An 18,313-nucleotide genomic window follows, 5' to 3' on the forward strand; every position below is an offset into this window, starting at 1 on the left:
CCGCTACAGGCCGCAGGCGGCCTTGAACTGCTGCGCGCGGCGGCGCGACACCTCGACCACGCTGCCGTCCAGCAGGTGCAGGACCAGGCCATCGGCGGCGTTCGGCGCCAGCTGCGCCACCTGCGCCAGGTTGACGATCTGGCGCCGGTTGGCGCGCAGGAACAGGGCGGGATCGAGCTTTTCTTCCAGCTGGTTCAGGGTGCGCAGCATCAGCGGCCGCTGCGCGCCGAAATGCACGCGCGTGTAATTGCCTTCCGATTCCAGCAGGCGGATATCGCCAAACGCGACGAACCAGCAGCGTTCCCCATCCTTGATGAAGACCTTGCGCGGCGCAGGCGGCGGCACGGCTTGGGCCCGCGCGCCGGCGCGCGCCAGCGCCGTGGCCAGGCGCGCCGCCTGCACGGGTTTTTGCAGGTAGTCGAGGGCGCTCACCTCGAACGCCTGTAGCGCGTACTGGTCGAAGGCCGTGCAAAAGATGACGTCGGGCGCATCATCGAGCGCGGCCAGCAGGTCGAAGCCGGAGCCGCCCGGCATCTGCACGTCGAGCAGCAGCAGGTCGGGGCGCAGCTTGCCGATCTGCGCGACGGCATCGGCTGCGCTGGCCGCCTCGCCGACGATCTCCACGGCGCCGCACTGCACATGCGGTGCCAGCAGCCGACGCAGCTCGGCGCGCGCCAGGCGCTCGTCATCGACCAGCATGACCTTGAGCGGCGATCCGTTCATGGCCGCTCCGGCAGGTCGATGGTGGCGTAGACCCAGCCCGCCTCTTGGCGCAAGGCCAGGCTGGCGCGCTCGCCGCAGGCCAGCTGCAAGCGCTGGCGCGCATTGCGCAAGCCGATGCCGGTGGAGCCGGACGCGCCGCGCAGCTGGCCCGTGTTGGCCACCTCGATCCGCAGCATGTCCACGCCGGTGCTGCGCTGCGCGGCAATGCGGATATCGCCGCCGTCGGCGCTCGCTTCGACGCCGTATTTGACGGCGTTTTCCACCAGCGTTTGCACGGCCATGGGCGGCACGCGCACGTGTTCCAGGTCGGGCGCGCTGATCTCGACCGCGAAGCTGACGCGCAGGCGTTCCTCGAAGCGTATCTGTTCGATGGCCAGGTAGGCGCGCACGGCGTCCAGTTCGGCCGCCAGCGGCACGGTGGGGTGCTGGCCCGATTGCAGCGCGTGGCGCATCAGCTTGGCCAGCTGGTCGATCATGTGCGCGGCCGCGTCGCGGTCTTCGAAGATCAGCGCACGCACGCTATTGAGGCTGTTGAAGAAGAAATGCGGATTGACCTGCGCCTGCAAGGCGCGCAGTTCCGCTTCCCGCCCACGCAGTTGCAGGCGCAGGGTTTCCGCTTCCAGGTGGGCGGCGCGGCGCAGCGACAGCGTGGTGAAGTAAAACACCGTCCAGGTCAAAAATACCCCGAACCAGAACAGCAGCGCGCCGGGCAGCCAGGCGATGCCCCGGATGGTGCCGGGCGGGTACATGACGTGGAAGGCTACCGTCACGCTGGCCGTCTGGATGGCGGCCAGCACCATCAGCGACGGCACGATGCGTTTCCAGCGCAAGCCGTTTGCCGCCCAGCCGCGCCGGAGCAGGACGCCATGCCACAGGTGCGACAGCAGCAGCCCGCCCAGCGAGCCCCAGCAGGCAATCGTCACGACGATGCGCAGCTGCGAGGAGCCGCCATACACGCTGTTGAACAGGGCGAGGGCGCCCCAGCCGGCCAGCTGGAAGGTCCAGTACCAGTTGATCCTGGCCAGCAGCGGCGGCCGGTGCACGGGCAGGTTCACCGCTTAGTCCAGGAACTGTTCAATGCGTGCAACCATCCAGTCCGGCTGGTCGTACATGATGAAGTGGCGCGCCGTGTCGGCCAGCGCGATCCGCACGCCGGGCAGTTGTGCATACTGCTGCTGGAAGGTCGCTTCGATGGCGGCGCGCGGCGCGTAATCCTTGTAGGCGATCCAGGTGCCCAGCACCAGGGTCGGCGATTTGATTTTCGCCACATCCTGGCGCAGGTCGCTGGCAATCAGGGTGCCCATGGCGTTGATGACCGTTTCGCGGTCCGAGCGCTGGCCCCAGCCGATGATGCGTTCCACATCGGCCGGCGCGCTGGCCATGCCGCTTACCGTGCGGCGCTGGCTGGCGCTGGCGCCGGCCGCATCCTGGGCCCGCATGGCCGCTTGCATCTGCGTCGCCATGGCTTGCAGCTGTTCCGGCGTGCTCGATGGCAGCTGCGCCGCGCCCAGCGCCGGCAGCGAGTCGACGATCACCAGCTTGCCCGTCTGCCGCGGATGGTCGATGGCCATTTTCAGGGCCACGAAGCCGCCCAGGCTATGCCCGATGATGGCCGGCTGGGCCAGTTTTTTCGCCACGATGTAGTCGGCCAGTTGCTGTTCCGCCTGCGCCAGCAGGTCGCCTGCGATGGCCGGCACGCCGGCAAAGCCGGCCAGGGTCAGCACGTGGCATTGGCGCGTGGCTTGCGGGCCGCACAGGCGCGCCACCGTGCCTTGCCAGACTTCGCCCGATGACGCCAGGCCGGGAATCAGGATCAGCGGGCGGCCCTGGCCCGTGACCTCGGCCGTGAAGGCTGTGGGCGCGGCGGCCTGGCCGGCGCCCGCCAGCAGCACGCCGGCGAGCAGGATACAAGTTTGCAGTGTTCGTTTCATTGGGTACTCCTCCTTGACGACCATGCTAGCGGCGCCGGCGTGCGGCCGCCAGCGCCGCGGGATGAGCGGCGGCAGGGCGGGATGAGCGGTTCATATCCACACATCCTGATCCTGGCAATGGTCGGGAAGGTAGGTCAGGTACTGCACCAACCGCGGCACCGGGCCGCGGTTGGGCGTGGCGCAATGGGGCAGGGCCTGGTGCCAGAGGAGGAAATCGCCGGCCATGCCGGCGACAGGCACGGGCCGCAAGTTGTCGACGGCCCACTCGCGCGGCTGGCGGCCCGGCGGCACTTGCCGCAGCCAGTCGGCCATGCGATGCTGGAAGCCGGGCACGCAGTGAAAGGCGCCGTATTGCGCGGGACAGTCGCTCAGGTACAGCATGCCTTGCAGCTTGAATGGTACAGGCTGTTGCAGGCTGACGTCCCAGTGCAGGGCGCTGCCCAGGAAGCGGTGCTGCGGTGTTTCCGGCGGATTGAAGCTGACCTTGTCGATGCTGGCGTAGATGCCGGTATCGATACCATACAGTTGCTGGCAGGCGTGGCGGATGTGCGCGCAGTGGCGGTTTTCCTCGAGGGCAGGATGGTCGGAAAACTGCAGCATCAGGCCCCGCTTGCCCGGGTGTGGCTGGTACCACGATGCCGGCTCGTCGGGACTGGCGCCCAGGTAGTCCCAGATGGCCGCCCGGGCAGCGGCGCACTGCGCGCGCGGCACGGCGCTGCGCAGCACGAGGTAGCCATGCTCCTCGAAATATCGCAGGTCGGCGGCGGACAGCACGTCCTGGTGGGGACTCGCGACGTGTGCGGGCCGCACGCGCGTGCGGCCAGCCAGCCACGCCTGGAAGGCTTCCAGGGTAGGGCGCTGCTGGAACAGGAACTGCATGGCGTCTTCCATGGAAATGCCGCGCGCATACAGCGCCTTGATGTCCCTGTGGTCGCGCGCCAGTCCGCTGGTGCCGCTGGCGTTAGCGTGTCCCGTGCAGCGCTGCCATAACTCGTGCAAGTGGGGCCAGTCGTCCATGGTGTGCTGGGAATGGTTGAAAAATCAGCCGGTGCGCAGGCGGCGCCACAGCGTGGTGCGGCTGATGCCGAGATACTGGGCGGCGGCGTCGCGGCGCCCGCCGAAGCGGGCCAGCACGGCGCTGGCGCTTTCGTCTTCCAGGCGCGGCGCGGTAGTGGCAGCGGCAGCGGCGGCTGGTGCCGGCGGCAGCGCCGCGCTTGCAGCGTTGGCCAGCTCCGGCGCCACGCCCAGCACGAAGGCGGGGGTGAGCGCCTGCAGCGGTTCGGCGGCCAGGAACAGGGCCAGGCGCTCGGCCAGGTTGCGCAGTTCGCGCACGTTCCCGGGCCAGTCGTAACGGCGCAGCAGCGGCGCGCAGGCCTGGACTTCCGCGTGCAGATTGGGATGCGGACGAGCGCCCAGCGCGGCCAGCGCGTTTTTCAGCGACCATTCGGCGAGGCCGGCAATGTCGCTGGCGCGTTCGCGCAAGGCGGGCAAATGCAGGCGCAGCACGGCCAGGCGGTAGAACAGGTCGGCGCGGAAGCGTCCTTCGCGGATGCGCTGTTCCAGGTCACAGTGCGTGGCGCTGATGATGCGCACATTGATGGCGATGGGCCGCGTGCCGCCCACGCGCACCACTTCGCGCTCTTCCAGCACGCGCAGCAGGCGCGTTTGCAGGGCCAGCGGCATTTCGCCGATTTCGTCGAGGAAGAGGGTGCCGTGGTTGGCCGCCTCGAACAGGCCCGCGTGGCCGCCCCGGCGCGCGCCCGTGAAGGCCCCGTCCTCGTGGCCGAACAGTTCCGATTCGAGCAGGGATTCGGCGATGGCGCCGCAATTGATGGCGATGAAGGGCCGGTTCGCGCCCAGGCTGCGCGGGCTTTCGCGGTGGATGGCCTGCGCCACCAGTTCCTTGCCGCTGCCCGTCTCGCCCTGGATCAGCACCGTGGCCGGCGAACGGGCGAACAGCACCACGGACTGGCGCAGCGCTTCCATCGCTTCCGATTCGCCACGCAGATCGTGCAGGCCGTGGCGCGCGCGCAGGGTGTCGGCGACCACCGCGCGGCGTCCCCGGGTCGATTCGATCTGCGTCAGGCGCGCCAGTTCCAGCGCGTCGTCGAAGGCGCGCCGGATGGCCGTGGCCGAATACACGAAGACGGCGGCCAGTCCCGCCTCTTCGGCCAGGTCGGTGACGAGGCCCGCGCCGACGACGGCTTTCACGCCGGCCGCCTTCAGTTCATTGATCTGCGCGCGCGCGTCTTCCTCGGTGGCGTAGGTGCGTTGCGCGATCTGGAAGCCGAAGGTGGCGGCGAATTCGGCCAGTTCCGGCATCGGGTCCTGATAGGTGACGACGCCGATGTGCGGCGAGATGCGCCGCGCGCGCGCCAGCGCCTGCATCACGTCGTAGCCGCTGGCCTTGGCGATGATGACGGGCACCGACAGCCGGCCCTTGAGGTAGGCGCCGTTCGAACCGGCCGCGATGACGGCGTCGCAGCGCTCGGTGGCCATGCGTTCGCGGATGTGGCGCACGGCGTCGTCGAAACCCAGGTTGATCGGTTCGATCGTCGCCAGGTCGTCGTATTCGAGCGTGATGTCGCGGAACAGGTCGAACAGGCGCGAGACGGAGACGGTCCAGATGACGGGTTTGTCGCGGTGGTCGAGCGGAGGTTGGGGAGGGCGGCGCATGCTTTATTCTAAACGATTTGTTTCATTTTCTTGCCATGCAACGGCGCTGCAACGGGCGTGTTGCAAGTGGTCTGTGGCGTTTCAGATATTGCCAATAAGGAATATGAAAAAACCGCCGGAAACTGGTTTATGATCTAGCAACACCATGATGCTTGAGAGAATTTTTGCCCAGGCACATGTTTATCTCATCCTTAACCGTCCCATGGTGTCCATGCAGCGCGTACCGACCAGCCCCGATTTCATCGCCGATGCCTTGCAGCTGATCGCCTTGCCGGCCTGCGCCTGCGATGCCTGCGGCATGGTGGTGGCGGCGAATGGCGCCTTGCAGGCCTTGCTGGGTACGGACATTTCAGGGCGCTTGCTGGCCGACTGTTTTACGGACGCCTACCGCGCCTCGAGCACCAGCATGCTGCGCGGCGCGCTTGGTGCGGCCGGGCGCGAGCGGCAGTGGGACAGCAGCCTGCAAGGATCGGGGGGCGCCATCGCCGTGCAGGTATGGTCCAGGCCGCTGCTGGTGGACGATGGCTTGCCGGGCGCGACCCTCGTGTTTGCCGACATCCGCGTGCAGCAGCGCGACCAGCAAGCCTTGCGCAAGACCTTGCTGGAACAGCAAGCCATCCTGGAAAGCGCAGCCGTCGGCATCGTCTTTTCCAAGGGCGGTTTCATCGAGGAGTGCAATATCCGCGCCGCCGAGATGCTCGGCTACGCGCGCCACCAGTTGACCGGCATGCCGGGCGCGGTGCTGTACCGCTCCGCCGAGCATTGCCGCGCCCTGGGACTGGAAGCGGCGCCGCTGCTCTCCAAAGGCAAGCCATACCGCACGGAGCTGGAATTGCGGCGCCAGGACGGCAGCTTGTTCTGGAGCCGTTTGCACGGGCGCGCCGTCGATCCCCTCAATACGCATGACGGCACGGTCTGGATCATCGAGGATATCAGCGACCACCGGCGCGATGAAGACCAGCTGCGCCGCGCCATGCTGGAAATGCAGGCAGTCATGGACAACGCGCCGCTGGCCATCGGCTTCCAGCGCGACAAGGGCGTGCTGCGCTACAACCGGCGCTTCGCCGAATGCTTCGGCTTCGATGGCGACAGCGGCGTCGGCATGGCCGTCGCCGACCTGTATCCGTCGCGCGCGGCCTACGAGAACGTCGTGCGGCAGGCTTCGCCCCTGCTGCGGCGCGGCTTGCCGTTCCAAGGCGAGATGGAAATGCGCCGCCGCGACGGCTCCACGTTCTGGGCGCTGGCCTACGGCTATGTGCTGAACCCGGAAAACCAGTCCGACCGCGCGCTGCGCGACACGATCTGGCTGTTCGACGACCGCAGCGCGCAAAAGGCGGCCGAGGAGGCCACGCGCCAGTTGATGCTCGAGCAGCAGGCCATTCTCGACAATGCTTCCGTCGGCATCCTGTTTTCCCGTTCGCGCCTGATCCTGCGCTGCAATCCCCGCTTCGCCGAAATGTTCGGCTACGCGCAGGAAGAGATGACGGGCTTGCCCGCCGCCGCACTGTTTCCCTCGCCCGCCGCCTACGAGGAATTCGGCGTGCAAGCCACGCCGCTGCTGGGACAGGGCTTGCCCTACGAGCTGGACGAATCGCTGTTCCGCCGCCGCGACGGCAGCCTGTTCTGGTGCCGCATCCGCGCCAAGGCCGTCGACCAGGCGCACAGCGAGCAGGGCGCCATCTGGATACTTGAAGACATCACGGCCAGCCGCCAGGCGCAGATGGAAGTGGCGGCCATCATGACGAATGCCTCGGTCAGCATCCTGTACACGAAGAACCGCCAGATCACGCGCTACAACCTGGGCTTTGCCGCCATGTTCGGCTACAGCGGCGACGAGGCGCTGGGCCTGCCCGGGCGCGCGTTGTACGTGTCGCAGCAGTCCTACGATTTGCTGGGCGCGGCCGCGTTTCCCTTCCTGTCCGTCGGCAAGCCCTTCCAGACGGAAGTGGAGATGATGCGCCGCGACGGCAGCACCTTGTGGGCGCAGCTGATCGCCTATGTCGTCAACCCGGACGACCCGGCCGCCGGCACCATCTGGATCATCGAGGACCGCACGGAAGCCAAGCGCGCCGAAGAGTCCCTGCGCAACGCGCTGCTGGAAAACCAGGCCATCCTCGACAGCGCCGTGCTGGGCATCTCGGTGATAGAGGGCGGCCACAATTTGCGCGCCAACAGCAAGATGGAAGAGCTGTTCGGCTATGGACCCGGCGAGATCAACGGCCTGTCGGTGCAGGCGCTGTATCCGGACGTGGCCGCGTGGAAGGTGGCGCGCGGCGAGACGGCGCGTGATTTCGAGGCGGGCAGGGTGCACATGTCGGAATACCAGCTGGTGCGCAAGGATGGCAGCCGCTTCTGGGCGCGCCTGTCCGGCCGGCCGTTTGACCTGGCGCATGCGCATGGCCGTTCCGTGTGGCTGGTCGACGACGTGACGGCGCGCCGCGAGGCGGCAGAGGCGGTGCGCCGCGCGCGCGACGAACTGGAACTGCGCGTGCAGGAGCGCACGGCCGAACTGGCCGGCGCCAACCTGCTGCTGCAGGGCGAGATCGCCGAGCGGCGCCAGGCCGAGGCGCGCGTGCACCACATGGCTTACCACGACAACCTGACGGGCTTGCCGAACCGCGCGCTGCTGTCGGACCGGCTGGAACGGGCCATGCTGGCCTCGCAGCGCTCGGAGCGCAAGCTGGCCGTGATGTTCATCGACCTCGATCGCTTCAAGACGATCAACGATTCGCTGGGCCACATGACGGGCGATTTGCTGCTCAAGGAAGTGGCTGCCCGGCTGTGCGGCGCCGTGCGCGCCAGCGACACGGTGGCGCGCCTGGGCGGCGATGAATTCGTCGTGCTGGTGCCGGGCATCCGCGGCGGCGAGGAAGCGGCGCGCGTGGCCGAGAAGATCATCGAGGCGCTCACGCCCGCCTTCCCGCTCGACGGCCACGTGCTGCACGTGACGCCGTCGATCGGCATCTGCCTGTATCCGGACGATGGCGACGACGTCGACGCCCTGATGCGCCATGCGGATGCGGCCATGTACCACGCCAAGGGCAATGGCCGCAACAACTACCAGTTCTTCACGCAGACGATGAACCAGGCGGCGGCCCTGCATTTTGATCTGGAAAGCAGCTTGCGCACGGCGCTGGCGCTGCAGCAGTTCGAACTGGTTTACCAGCCCGTCATCGATATCGCCACGCGCCGCCTGCACGGCATGGAAGTGCTGCTGCGCTGGCGCCGTCCCGGTCACGGCCTGGTGCTGCCGGACCGCTTCATTCCCATCATGGAGGAAAACGGCTTGATCGTGCCCGTGGGCGAATGGGTGATGCGCCAGGCCTGCGAGCAAAGCATGGCCTGGCAGCGCATGGGCTTGCAGCCCGTGCCCCTGGCGGTGAACCTGTCGCCACGCCAGTTCATGCACAAGGGCCTGGTGGCGGCCATCGGCGCCGTGGTACGGGAAACGGGGATCGACCCGTCGCTGCTGGAATTCGAGATCACCGAGACGGCGCTGATGCAGCACGGCGAGCATACGCTGGAGATTCTGCGGCAGATCAATGGCATGGGCCTGCGCCTGTCGATCGACGATTTCGGCACCGGCTATTCCAGCCTGGCCTACCTGAAGCGCTTCCCCGTGAAGAAGGTCAAGATCGACCGCGCCTTCATCAAGGACCTCGAGCACAGCGGAGAAGACCGCGCCATCGTGGCGGCCATCATCGCGCTGGCCGACAGCCTGCAATTGTCGGCCGTGGCCGAAGGCGTGGAAACGGAAGAGCAGTTCGCCCTGCTGCAGGCGAACGGCTGCCGCTATGCGCAGGGTTATCTGTTTTCCGCGCCGGTTCCAGCGGCCAATGCGCAATCGCTGCTGGAACGCTTGCCTGCTTAGTCGATCGTTGCAACCACCGGCGCATGGTCGGACGGCTGTTCCCACTTGCGCGGCACGCGGTCGATCACGCACGCCTTGCAGCGGCCGGCGAGGGCCGGCGAGAGCAGGATATGGTCGATGCGCAGGCCCTTGTTCAGGCGGAAGCCCAGCTGGCGGTAATCCCACCAACTGAACGATTTTTCCGCCTGCTCGAACAGGCGGAAGGCGTCCGTCAGGCCGATGTCGAACAGACGTTGCAAGGCGGCCCGTTCCTTGTCCGAGACCAGCACCTGGCCGGCCCAGGCGACGGGGTCGTGCACGTCGCGGTCGTCGGGGGCGATATTGTAGTCGCCGACGACGGCCAGTTGCGGGTGCAGCAGCGCTTCTTCGGCCAGCCAGTCGTGCAGGGCGGACAGCCAGCCCAGCTTGTATTCATATTTGTCCGAATCGACGCTCTGGCCGTTCGGCACATAGGCGCAGACGACGCGCACGCCACCGATGGTGGCGGCCAGGATGCGCTGCTGCGCATCTTCATAGCGGGGATTATTCCTGACCACGTCGGTGATCGGCAGCTTTGACAGGATGGCCACGCCGTTGTAGGTTTTCTGGCCGCTGAAGACCACCTGGTAGCCGGCCGCCTCGATCTCGGCGACGGGGAACTTGTCATCCGTGAGCTTGGTTTCTTGCAGGCACAGTATGTCGACCGGGTTGTCTGTCAGCCACTGCAGCACTTGCGGCAGGCGCACTTTGAGCGAGTTGACGTTCCAGGTGGCGAGTTTCATGGGGAAAAATCCTTGCTTGTATAGGTGGCGATAGGCGCGAATCTTACCGCATGCGTGTCGATGGCGTCCTGTCCCGCTTGTCGGGCGGGGGCTTTATTGACATGCAGGGAACGAGGCGTTCATGAACTATTTGTATTTAACCAATCGTGGCGCATGAATATTATGTTTTTGTGTATCATTGATCAACCCCTATGTTTGATTTGGCATAAGTGGCTGGCGTCGCAGGCTGCGTCTCGCCGTTTAACGCGACAAAGGTGTAAAGTTTCTCGCTAAAACGAGATAAAAACTACTAAAATGGCACAATGTAACAACTGTGTCATACGGCTTTGTTACAGCCAAGTGAAGAACCGAACAGGAAGCAGTTGTAATTAGTTGTAATTGCTATTCCGATTACATGACCACTGTGCCGGGGACGGAGTGTCCATCCCTGGCGCCGCCAGACTTGTTATATAAATTGCAGTACTGTATCTATGAGACTGTTTTGCGACATCAATAGATGGTACTATTTTGAAATGTTGCAGTTTTAATAGTGAGACTTGCGCGTAGCATTTGCAAAGGAAGAAAATGCGAACTGCATTTGAAGCGTGGGCGCAGCGTGACGGCCACATTGTGCGGCGAAGAGAAGACAAACCCGATGAGTACCTGATTTTCGAGACCCAGCGCCGCTGGGTTATCTGGCAGGCTGCTCTGACGCATGGCAAGACGGCTGCCAAGCCGCGCGTGAGCGCGGCCGAAAAGGCGGCGAAAGCCCAGCGCGCGCTGGAAATGTCCGCCGATGAAGCGACCGTGCGCAACAAGGTGCTCAATGAGGTACTCGAGGCCTTTAGCGGCGCCGATGGCGCGGCCGGCATGGAAGGCATACTGAAAGTGATCCAGGGCCTGAAGCAGAAGCAGAAGGCGCTGGCCGACGACAAGAGCGAAGATTCAACTGCTTGAGGGGACGGCGATGCGTTATCGGCACTATAAGGGCGGCATTTATGAACTGGTGTGCGAAGCCACGCTGGAAGCGGATCTGACGCCGATGATCGTGTATCGCGCCGCGGACGGCTCCATCTGGACCCGGCCGAAAGACGTGTTCTTTCAACTGATCGAAGTCGAAGGCGTCATGGTCCAGCGTTTCGCTCCCATCAACTGATGGCCGCCTGCGTGCGTGCCCGGGATTTTCTTCATGCGTAAATTGCTGTCCGCCGCTGTGGTGCTGGGCGTTGCCTGCACTGCGGCGCATGCCGAAACCATCGGTTCCGTCGACACGGTGTTCAAACTGATCGGTCCTGACCACAAGATCGTCGTCGAAGCGTACGACGATCCGCGCGTCGCTGGCGTCAGCTGCTATCTGTCGCGCGCCAAGACGGGCGGCCTCAAGGGGGCCGTCGGCCTGGCCGAAGACAAGGCCGATGCGGCCGTGGCTTGCCGCCAGGTTGGGCCGCTGCAATTCAAGGGCAAGCTGCCGCGCCAGGAAGAAGTATTTACCGAGCGCGCCTCGATCTTCTTCAAGCACGTGCGCGTCGTGCGCATGGTCGACAGCAAGCGCAATGCGCTCGTCTACCTCGTGTATTCCGACCGCCTGATCGAAGGCAGCCCGAAAAACAGCGTCACCGCCGTCGCCGTGCCCGGCGACCAGCCGATTCCCGTCCGTTAAGCGAGACCCCCATGCGCGTGCCGCTGTCTGCCCCCCTTGCCGCCTTTGCCGCCGGGACGCTGCTGCTGTTCGGCCTGGGCGGCTGCGCCACCCTGACGGGCAACACTGACCAGATGGTGCTGGTGCAAACCATCCAGGACAACCGCGAGCTGACGGGCGCCGGCTGCATTCTCAGCAACGACGTCGGCAAGTGGTTCGTCACCACGCCCGGACGCATCACCATCCGCAAGAGCCGCGAACCGTTGAAAGTCGATTGCCGCAAGCACGGTTCGCCCGCCATCGCGACGGACGACCATATCGACCCCAAACTCAATGGCAGCGTCTGGGGCAATGTCATCCTGACCCTGGGCGTCGGCTATTTCGTCGACCGCAACACGGGCGCCGGCTTCGACTACCCCTCTATTTTGACCATCGTCATGCAAGACCCCGCGCGCCTGGCGCCGCCACCCCCGCCCGTCACCGCGCCGCCACCGGCTGTCGCCGTGCCGGAAACGGTGGTGCAGCCGAAGGTGGCGCCATCGCCCTTGCCCAATCCCGTCGTCTACTGATTCAAATACACGTAAAAAAGCCGCCAGGGTCAGTTCAGACCGTGGCGGCTTTTTGCATCGTCTTGCCAGCAGCTGGGCGCTGCCGGCAAGGTGTCAATTAGACCCGGTTGATCAGGAACGTGGTGAGCAGAGGGACTGGACGACCGGTCGCGCCTTTCGAGCCGCCCGATTTCCATGCCGTGCCGGCGATGTCCAGATGCGCCCAAGTGTACTTTTTGGTGAAGTTTTCCAGGAAGGCCGCTGCCGTCACCGCGCCGCCGCCTGGCGTGCCGATGTTGGCCAGGTCCGCGAAGTTCGACTTCAGCTGTTCGTTGTACGCTTCTTCGATCGGCATGCGCCATGCCGTGTCGCTGGCTTGCTTGCCCGCTGCCAGCAGTTCACCGGCCAGCTGGTCATGCGCCGCATCGCTGCGCGTAAACAGGCCGCTGTTGTGGTGGCCCAGAGCGACGACGCAAGCGCCCGTCAGGGTAGCGATATCGACGACGGCGGCCGGCTTGAAGCGTTCGGCGTAGGTCAGCGCGTCGCACAGCACCAGGCGGCCTTCGGCGTCCGTGTTCAGCACTTCGATGGTCAGGCCGTTCATGGAAGTGACGATGTCGCCCGGCTTGGTGGCGCGGCCCGACGGCATGTTTTCGCACGCGGCGATGATGCCGATGACGTTCAGCTTCAGGTTCATCTCGCCGATGGCGCGGAAGGTGCCCAGCACCGAGGCGGCGCCGCACATGTCGTACTTCATTTCATCCATGCCAGGACCGGCCTTGATCGAAATGCCGCCCGTGTCGAAGGTGATGCCCTTGCCGACCAGGACGACCGGCGCATCCTTGGCCTTGCCGCCCATGTGCTTCAGGACGATGAATTTCGGCGGCTGTTCGCTGCCGTTGGTGACGGACAGGAAGCTGCCCATTTTCAGCGCTTCGAGCTGTTTGCGGTCCAGCACTTCGACTTCGAACTTGTAATCCTTGGCCAGCTGCTTGGCCGTGTTGGCCAGGTAGGTCGGGTTGGCGATGTTCGCCGGCAGGTCGCCCAGGTTGCGCGTCAGGTCGGAACCGTTGGCGATGGCGGTCGCTTGCGCCAGCGCGCCGCGCGTCGCTGCCGTTGCGGGAGCGGCCAGGACGATCTTGCGCACGCCTGCCGGCGCCGGATCTTTTTTGCTTTTTTGCGAGTCGCTGCGGTATTCGCTGTCGTGGGCGGCTTGCACCACGCAACGGATTGCCCAATTTACGTCGCGCTCTTTCACTTCAGCCAGCGGTAATGCGATAATGGCGTCCGCAGCGCCCAGCGAGCCGAAGGCCTTGAGTGCGGCTTGTACGCCGCTTGTGAAGTTTTTTTCGCTGACAGTGTCATCGCTGCCCATGCCTACCAGCAGAACACGTTCGGCGGCGACGCCATCGACTGTGCGCAGCAGCAAGGTGCTGCCAGGCTTGCCGCTGATGTCGCCGGACTTCAGCGCAGCCGAAATCGCACCCTTGCTGTCCAGCGATTTTGCCGCTGGCGACAGTTTTTTGTTTTCGAATACCGCAACCGCGATGCATCCGCTTTTGGCCGTGCCGAGGGTGCTCTTGGTATCGAATGCTTTTATGCTAAAGTCCATTTGGTTCTCCGTTTTCATTTACTAGTAACGTGTTACTCAACTAACTGACCCGAATTATAAACTCCGAATGATCTTTCAACGCGCCCTTCGACGTGAATTGGCTAGTGCCGCCGGGGCCACCTTCACAGTTTTATTCAGCATCCTGCTCACCTGGATGCTGATCGGTATTCTCGGCAAGGCGGCGGGCGGCAAGATCGCATCGTCCGACGTCATGTCGCTGATGGTTTTTTCCGCCCTGATGCAGCTGCCCACCATCATCATCCTCACCGGTTTCATTGCGGTGCTGATGGTCGTCACGCGCAGCTACAAGGAGTCGGAGATGGTGGTGTGGTTCGCCTCCGGTTTGAGCCTGTCGCGCTGGATCTGGCCCGTGCTCAGCTTCGGCCTGCCGCTGGTGCTGGCCACCGGTGTCCTGAGCCTGTACGCCACGCCGTGGGCGCAAAAGAAAAGCGATGAATATGTGGCGCGCTTTGAAAAGCGCGAAGACCTGCAGAAGGTCACGCCGGGCCAGTTCCGCGAATCGGCCGGCAGCAATCGTATCTTCTTCGTCGAGGGCGTTCGCGGCGAGAAGAACGTCGTGCAGAACGTCTTCGTCAATACCGTCGATGAAAAAGGCAGCGCCGTCGTCGTCGTGGCCAAGGAAGGCGTGATCAATACCGACGCCAAGGGCCAGCGCTTCCTCGTGCTCAAGAGCGGCCGCCGTTACCAGGGCGTGCCGACGCAGGCGGACTTCCAGACCATGGAATTCGAACAGTACATCATGCGCATCGAGAGCAAGCAGCAGGAGCTGGGCGCGGACCTGGGCGTGCGCGCCATGAGCACCATGGCGCTGGTCGAGGCGAACAATCAGTTCACCATGGCCGAATTGCTGTGGCGGGTCAGCGCGCCCCTGATCGGCCTGATGCTGATCCTGCTGGCCATTCCGCTGGGCTTTGTCAATCCGCGCGCCGGCAGTTCGACCAATCTCATCATCGCGCTGCTGATTTTCTTTACGTACAGCAACCTGATCAAGGTCATCGAAGCGAGCGTGAAACAGGGCCGCATGACCTTCGGCCTGGCCTGGTGGCCGCTGCATCTGCTGGCCGCGCTGGCCGTGGTGGCGCTGTTTGTATGGCGCCTGAACGTGAATCACCGCTATCATCCGCTGGTTCTGCTGGCGGCTTTCAAGCGCGCGCGCCGCGCCGGCAATACAAGTAAAGCGGTATCGAAATGAAGATTTTACAGCGCTATTTTGCGGTCTCGATATTCCAGGCGGTGCTGTTCGTGCTGCTTGCCTTTTTGGCACTGCAAGCCTTCATCGACCTGACGGGCGAGCTGCCCAAGGTGGGCCGCAACGGCTACACCATCCAGTATGCCTTCCTGTACGTGCTGGTGCTGGTGCCGGGACACGTGTACGAGGTGATGCCGATCGCGGCGCTGATCGGCACCATCTACACGATGGCGCAGTTTGCCGCGAGTTCCGAATTTACCATCATGCGCGCTTCGAGCATGTCGACGGCGATGGCCGCCGGTTTTCTGTTCCGCATCGGTATCGTCTTCGTCGTCATCACCTTCATCTTCGGTGAGCTGATCACGCCGCGCACGGAACCGCTGGCCGAACGCCTCAAGCTGACTTCGCGCGGCGCGACCGTGTCGAGCGAATTTCGCTCTGGCCTGTGGACCAAGGACATGATCAAGAGCGAGGGCCTGACGGGCACCGTCACCGGTTCGCGCTTTTTCAATGTGGGCGAAGCGCGTCCGGACGGCCAGCTGAAGAACGTCAAACTGTATGAATTCGACATCGACATGCGTTTGCGTACCCTGACCGTGGCCAAGGGCGCGACGTACCAGGGCAATAACACCTGGCGCCTGACCGACGTGACGGAGACCTCGTTCTCGAACAGCGCGGCCATTGCCCCCGGTTTCGAGCCTAAGCTGGCGAACTACTTTGGACAGGAAACGAGCCTGGTGCGCACGGTGCAAAGCGCCAGCAAGGACATGATGTCGGAAGTGACGCCGAAGATCCTGACGGTCTCGGCCTCCGATCCCGAACGCATGTCGGCCAGCGAACTGGCCGTGTACACGCGCCACCTGGCCGAGAACAAGCAGGAAACGGAGCGTTTCCGCATCGCCTTCTGGAAAAAACTGATCGATCCGCTGGCCATTTTCGTGCTGATGGCGCTGGCGCTGCCGTTCGCCTACATGCATACGCGCAGCGGCGGCATCAGCCTGAAGATCTTCATCGGCATCATGATCGGCGTGAGCTTCATGCTGGTCAACACCCTGTTCTCGCATCTTGGCTTGCTCAGCACCTGGCCAGCCTTCCTGACGGCGGTGGCGCCGAGCGCCCTGTATCTGCTGCTGGCGCTGGGCGCCCTGTGGTGGGTGGAGCGGCACTGATGGAGACGAACGTGAAACAGGCACTGATCTTGTTTGCCCACGGCGCGCGCGCCGCATCGTGGGCCGCGCCCTTCGAGCGCCTGCGCGACCTGACCCAGGCGCGCATGCCCGACGCCAGCGTGCACCTGGCTTTCCTGGAACTGATGACGCCGCGCCTGCCCGAGCTGGTGGCGACCCTGGTGGCCGAGCTGCCCGCCGGCGCCATCCTGGACGTCACCGTGGTGCCCGTGTTCCTGGGGCAGGGCGGCCATGTGCTGCGCGACTTGCCGCTGCTGCTGGAAGAATTGCGCCAGCAGCATCCGGTACTGCGCCTGAAAGTGGTCGAAGCGGTGGGCGAGAACGCCAGCGTGCTCGCCGCCATCGCCGATTACTGCGTGGCGGCGCCAGGTTCCAGCATTCCCCCTTGAGCGGCATCGACATCGTCTACCTGTGGGTGGACGGCGCCGATCCCGCCTGGCGCGCGCGCCGGCAGCAGGCGTATGCCACCTGGGCGCAAGCCCATCCCGGCCAGCTGGCCCTGCACGGCAACGTGGCGGGCCGCTACCGCGACAACGGCGAACTGCGCTACAACCTGCGCGCGCTCGAGCGCTTCTTCCCCGGCCATGGCCACATCTACCTGCTGACGGACCGGCAAGTGCCGGCCTGGCTGCGCGCCTCGCCGCGCCTGACGGTGATCGACCATGCGAGCCTGATGCCCGCCGCCTCCCTGCCCGTGTTCGACTCCGGCCATATCGAATCGTATCTGCACCATATTCCCGGCCTGTCCGAGCGCTTCCTGTACCTGAACGACGATGTCTTTTTCGGCGCGCCGTTCGAGCCCGCATTCTGGTTTGGCGAGGAAGGGGACCGGCGTTTGAGTGTGTTTACGGAGAGCGAGCTGCAGGATGACCTGCACGATGATCTGCAGGGCTTGCGCGCCGACGTGGCGGCGCCCGTCAATTGCGCTACTTTGTCGCGGCAATGGCTGTCGGCGCAATATGCCGATTACCGGCATGAACCGCGCCTGTATGCGCATGCGCCCCGGCCCATGCTGAAAAGCGCGCTGCATGTACTGGAAGGGCTGGCGCCGGCCATGTTTTCCGGCGTGCGCGCGACCGTGTTTCGCTCGTGGCAGGTACCGGCATTGCTGCCCGACCTGGTGCCGCGCTGGATGGTGCATCAGGGAGTCGCGCGCTCGCGCATGCTCGACCCGCTGCATATCGCCAGCGGCGATGTGGCGGCGCCGCAGCAGCTCGAGGAGCTGGCGGCGCGTTTCGGCAGCTTGCCGTTTTTCTGCATCAACGATACCTGCGACGAGGCCGAGGACGACGACCCGCGCCTGCTGCGCGTGGCCGCCACCTTGCAGCGGCTGCTGCCGCTGCCATCCTCATTCGAAGGCGCTTAAGCCGCTTTCCTGTTTGGGGCCAGGCTGATGCGGGCGGCGGCCGTGCTGTCGGACAGCGAAGCGAGGAACAGCAGCAAATAGGCGCCCAGTTCGAACACTTCCTCGCCCAGCAGCGCATAGGCGTCCGGCATGCCATGGAAGACCTTCTTGTCGAAGGGCCAGCCGGCGACCATCAGCAAGCCGCCAAGCAGCGTCAGGATGGTGATGCGCATGCTGAAAATCCGCGGCGCCGCGGCAAACACCTTGCGCGCGCGCGGCGCGAAAAAGATCAGCACGCGTATCAGGATCAGCAATTCCACCACGCGCAGAGCTTTTTCCAGCTGCGCCCACGCGGGCGCCGTGCCGAACTGGTCGATATCGAGTTCGCGCAGCAGGAAGCCGAACAGCAGGGCCGACAAGCCCGCATGCATGAGGAAGCGCAAGGACTGGCGGTCGGTCTCTTGCCAGGCGCGCACGCCGTGCACGGCGCAAGCGAGGGCCAGGAACAGCGCCTGCAGCCATTCCAGCAAATGGTTTTCATCGTCGATATTCGGGAACGCCGTCCACAGGGCGATGGAGGCGAGCATGCTGAGCAGCACAGCGCTGGCGACGCCGGCATTGCTGCGGCTGAGCGAAGTCAGGGCTTCGCGCATGGAAGTGAAATTCATGTATGTCGTAAGGCTAAAGTTGCGCGGCGCGGTATTGCAGCCTGCGGGCGCAGCTTTTTTCGGAGAGATTGCCGGAGCGGCCTCCGTCAACCGGGAGACCGCAAGGCAAGCGCTATGGCGGGGCGTAGCGTGAATTTATTGCTAACACGCAACAATTTCTCGA

The 18,313-nt window shown here is 64.7% G+C and carries 17 protein-coding genes; 9 read left to right on the top strand and 8 right to left on the bottom strand.

The features are described 5' to 3' along the window. Positions 1-3 precede the first annotated feature (3 nt). The 5 genes from BLU39_RS17625 to prpR all read right to left on the bottom strand — a co-directional run bounded on the left by BLU39_RS17625 (position 4) and on the right by prpR (position 5,330). Positions 4-723 carry a LytR/AlgR family response regulator transcription factor gene (locus BLU39_RS17625; protein WP_092715231.1) on the bottom strand — a complete coding sequence of 240 codons (720 nt, stop codon included), beginning with the start codon at positions 721-723 and terminating at the stop codon, positions 4-6. Continuing rightward, positions 720-1,778, bottom strand: coding sequence for a sensor histidine kinase (locus BLU39_RS17630; RefSeq protein ID WP_232731337.1), 1,059 nt, complete (start codon positions 1,776-1,778; stop codon positions 720-722). Before BLU39_RS17630 ends, BLU39_RS17625 begins: the two co-directional genes overlap by 4 nt. A 3-nt stretch (positions 1,779-1,781) precedes the next feature. Then, a complete protein-coding gene (locus BLU39_RS17635; protein ID WP_157808904.1) occupies positions 1,782-2,654 on the bottom strand; it encodes an alpha/beta fold hydrolase in 873 nt (290 codons plus the stop codon). 90 nt (positions 2,655-2,744) lie between these two features. Then, positions 2,745-3,671, bottom strand: a complete 927-nt coding sequence (locus tag BLU39_RS17640) for a phytanoyl-CoA dioxygenase family protein (RefSeq protein WP_092715235.1) — start codon at positions 3,669-3,671, stop codon at positions 2,745-2,747. Between the two features lie 24 nt (positions 3,672-3,695). Continuing rightward, positions 3,696-5,330 carry a propionate catabolism operon regulatory protein PrpR gene (gene prpR / locus BLU39_RS17645; protein ID WP_092715237.1) on the bottom strand — a complete coding sequence of 545 codons (1,635 nt, stop codon included), beginning with the start codon at positions 5,328-5,330 and terminating at the stop codon, positions 3,696-3,698. A gap of 211 nt (positions 5,331-5,541) precedes the next feature. Here prpR and BLU39_RS17650 point away from each other — a divergent pair, with 211 nt between their 5' ends. Next, positions 5,542-9,201 carry a sensor domain-containing protein gene (locus BLU39_RS17650; RefSeq protein ID WP_092715314.1) on the top strand — a complete coding sequence of 1,220 codons (3,660 nt, stop codon included), beginning with the start codon at positions 5,542-5,544 and terminating at the stop codon, positions 9,199-9,201. Here the strand turns inward: BLU39_RS17650 and xth are convergent. Next, on the bottom strand, positions 9,198-9,962 hold the full coding sequence (gene xth / locus BLU39_RS17655; protein WP_092715240.1) for an exodeoxyribonuclease III: 765 nt from the start codon (positions 9,960-9,962) through the stop codon (positions 9,198-9,200). The two genes, BLU39_RS17650 and xth, sit on opposite strands and share 4 nt — an antisense overlap. A gap of 564 nt (positions 9,963-10,526) precedes the next feature. Here xth and BLU39_RS17660 point away from each other — a divergent pair. Genes BLU39_RS17660 through BLU39_RS29000 form a run of 4 tightly spaced genes read left to right on the top strand, consistent with a single transcriptional unit; the run spans position 10,527 to position 12,149 of the window. Further along, positions 10,527-10,898 (top strand): phiTE_015 family protein, encoded by a 372-nt coding sequence (locus tag BLU39_RS17660; RefSeq protein ID WP_092715242.1) that lies wholly within the window; start codon positions 10,527-10,529, stop codon positions 10,896-10,898. 10 nt (positions 10,899-10,908) lie between these two features. After that, entirely contained in the window at positions 10,909-11,097 is a 189-nt protein-coding gene (locus BLU39_RS17665; protein ID WP_034782199.1) for a DUF1653 domain-containing protein, read from the top strand. Between the two features lie 33 nt (positions 11,098-11,130). Then, positions 11,131-11,601 (top strand): CreA family protein, encoded by a 471-nt coding sequence (locus tag BLU39_RS17670; RefSeq protein WP_092715244.1) that lies wholly within the window; start codon positions 11,131-11,133, stop codon positions 11,599-11,601. Between the two features lie 11 nt (positions 11,602-11,612). Further along, the gene (locus BLU39_RS29000; RefSeq protein ID WP_232731338.1) at positions 11,613-12,149 is read left to right on the top strand and encodes a hypothetical protein; all 537 of its coding nucleotides are present in this window, start codon (positions 11,613-11,615) and stop codon (positions 12,147-12,149) included. 97 nt (positions 12,150-12,246) lie between these two features. Here the strand turns inward: BLU39_RS29000 and BLU39_RS17680 are convergent, their stop codons facing one another. After that, a complete protein-coding gene (locus BLU39_RS17680) occupies positions 12,247-13,740 on the bottom strand; it encodes a leucyl aminopeptidase (RefSeq protein WP_092715246.1) in 1,494 nt (497 codons plus the stop codon). Between the two features lie 67 nt (positions 13,741-13,807). Between BLU39_RS17680 and lptF the strand changes: the two genes are divergently transcribed. From lptF to BLU39_RS17700, 4 genes are read left to right on the top strand one after another with little or no spacing between them, the layout of a single operon-like run. Then, on the top strand, positions 13,808-14,953 hold the full coding sequence (lptF, locus tag BLU39_RS17685; protein ID WP_092715248.1) for an LPS export ABC transporter permease LptF: 1,146 nt from the start codon (positions 13,808-13,810) through the stop codon (positions 14,951-14,953). Further along, the gene (gene lptG, locus BLU39_RS17690; RefSeq protein ID WP_092715250.1) at positions 14,950-16,119 is read left to right on the top strand and encodes an LPS export ABC transporter permease LptG; all 1,170 of its coding nucleotides are present in this window, start codon (positions 14,950-14,952) and stop codon (positions 16,117-16,119) included. Before lptF ends, lptG begins: the two co-directional genes overlap by 4 nt. Continuing rightward, on the top strand, positions 16,119-16,526 hold the full coding sequence (locus BLU39_RS17695; RefSeq protein WP_092715252.1) for a sirohydrochlorin chelatase: 408 nt from the start codon (positions 16,119-16,121) through the stop codon (positions 16,524-16,526). Before lptG ends, BLU39_RS17695 begins: the two co-directional genes overlap by 1 nt. Then, a complete protein-coding gene (locus BLU39_RS17700; RefSeq protein ID WP_092715254.1) occupies positions 16,523-17,503 on the top strand; it encodes a Stealth CR1 domain-containing protein in 981 nt (326 codons plus the stop codon). The genes BLU39_RS17695 and BLU39_RS17700 overlap by 4 nt, the downstream gene beginning before the upstream one ends. Here BLU39_RS17700 and BLU39_RS17705 read toward each other — a convergent pair. Then, positions 17,500-18,150 carry a hypothetical protein gene (locus BLU39_RS17705; protein WP_092715256.1) on the bottom strand — a complete coding sequence of 217 codons (651 nt, stop codon included), beginning with the start codon at positions 18,148-18,150 and terminating at the stop codon, positions 17,500-17,502. The two genes, BLU39_RS17700 and BLU39_RS17705, sit on opposite strands and share 4 nt — an antisense overlap. Between the last annotated feature and the right edge of the window lie 163 nt (positions 18,151-18,313).

The organism is Janthinobacterium sp. OK676 (assembly GCF_900103595.1).
GTDB lineage: Bacteria > Pseudomonadota > Gammaproteobacteria > Burkholderiales > Burkholderiaceae_D > Janthinobacterium.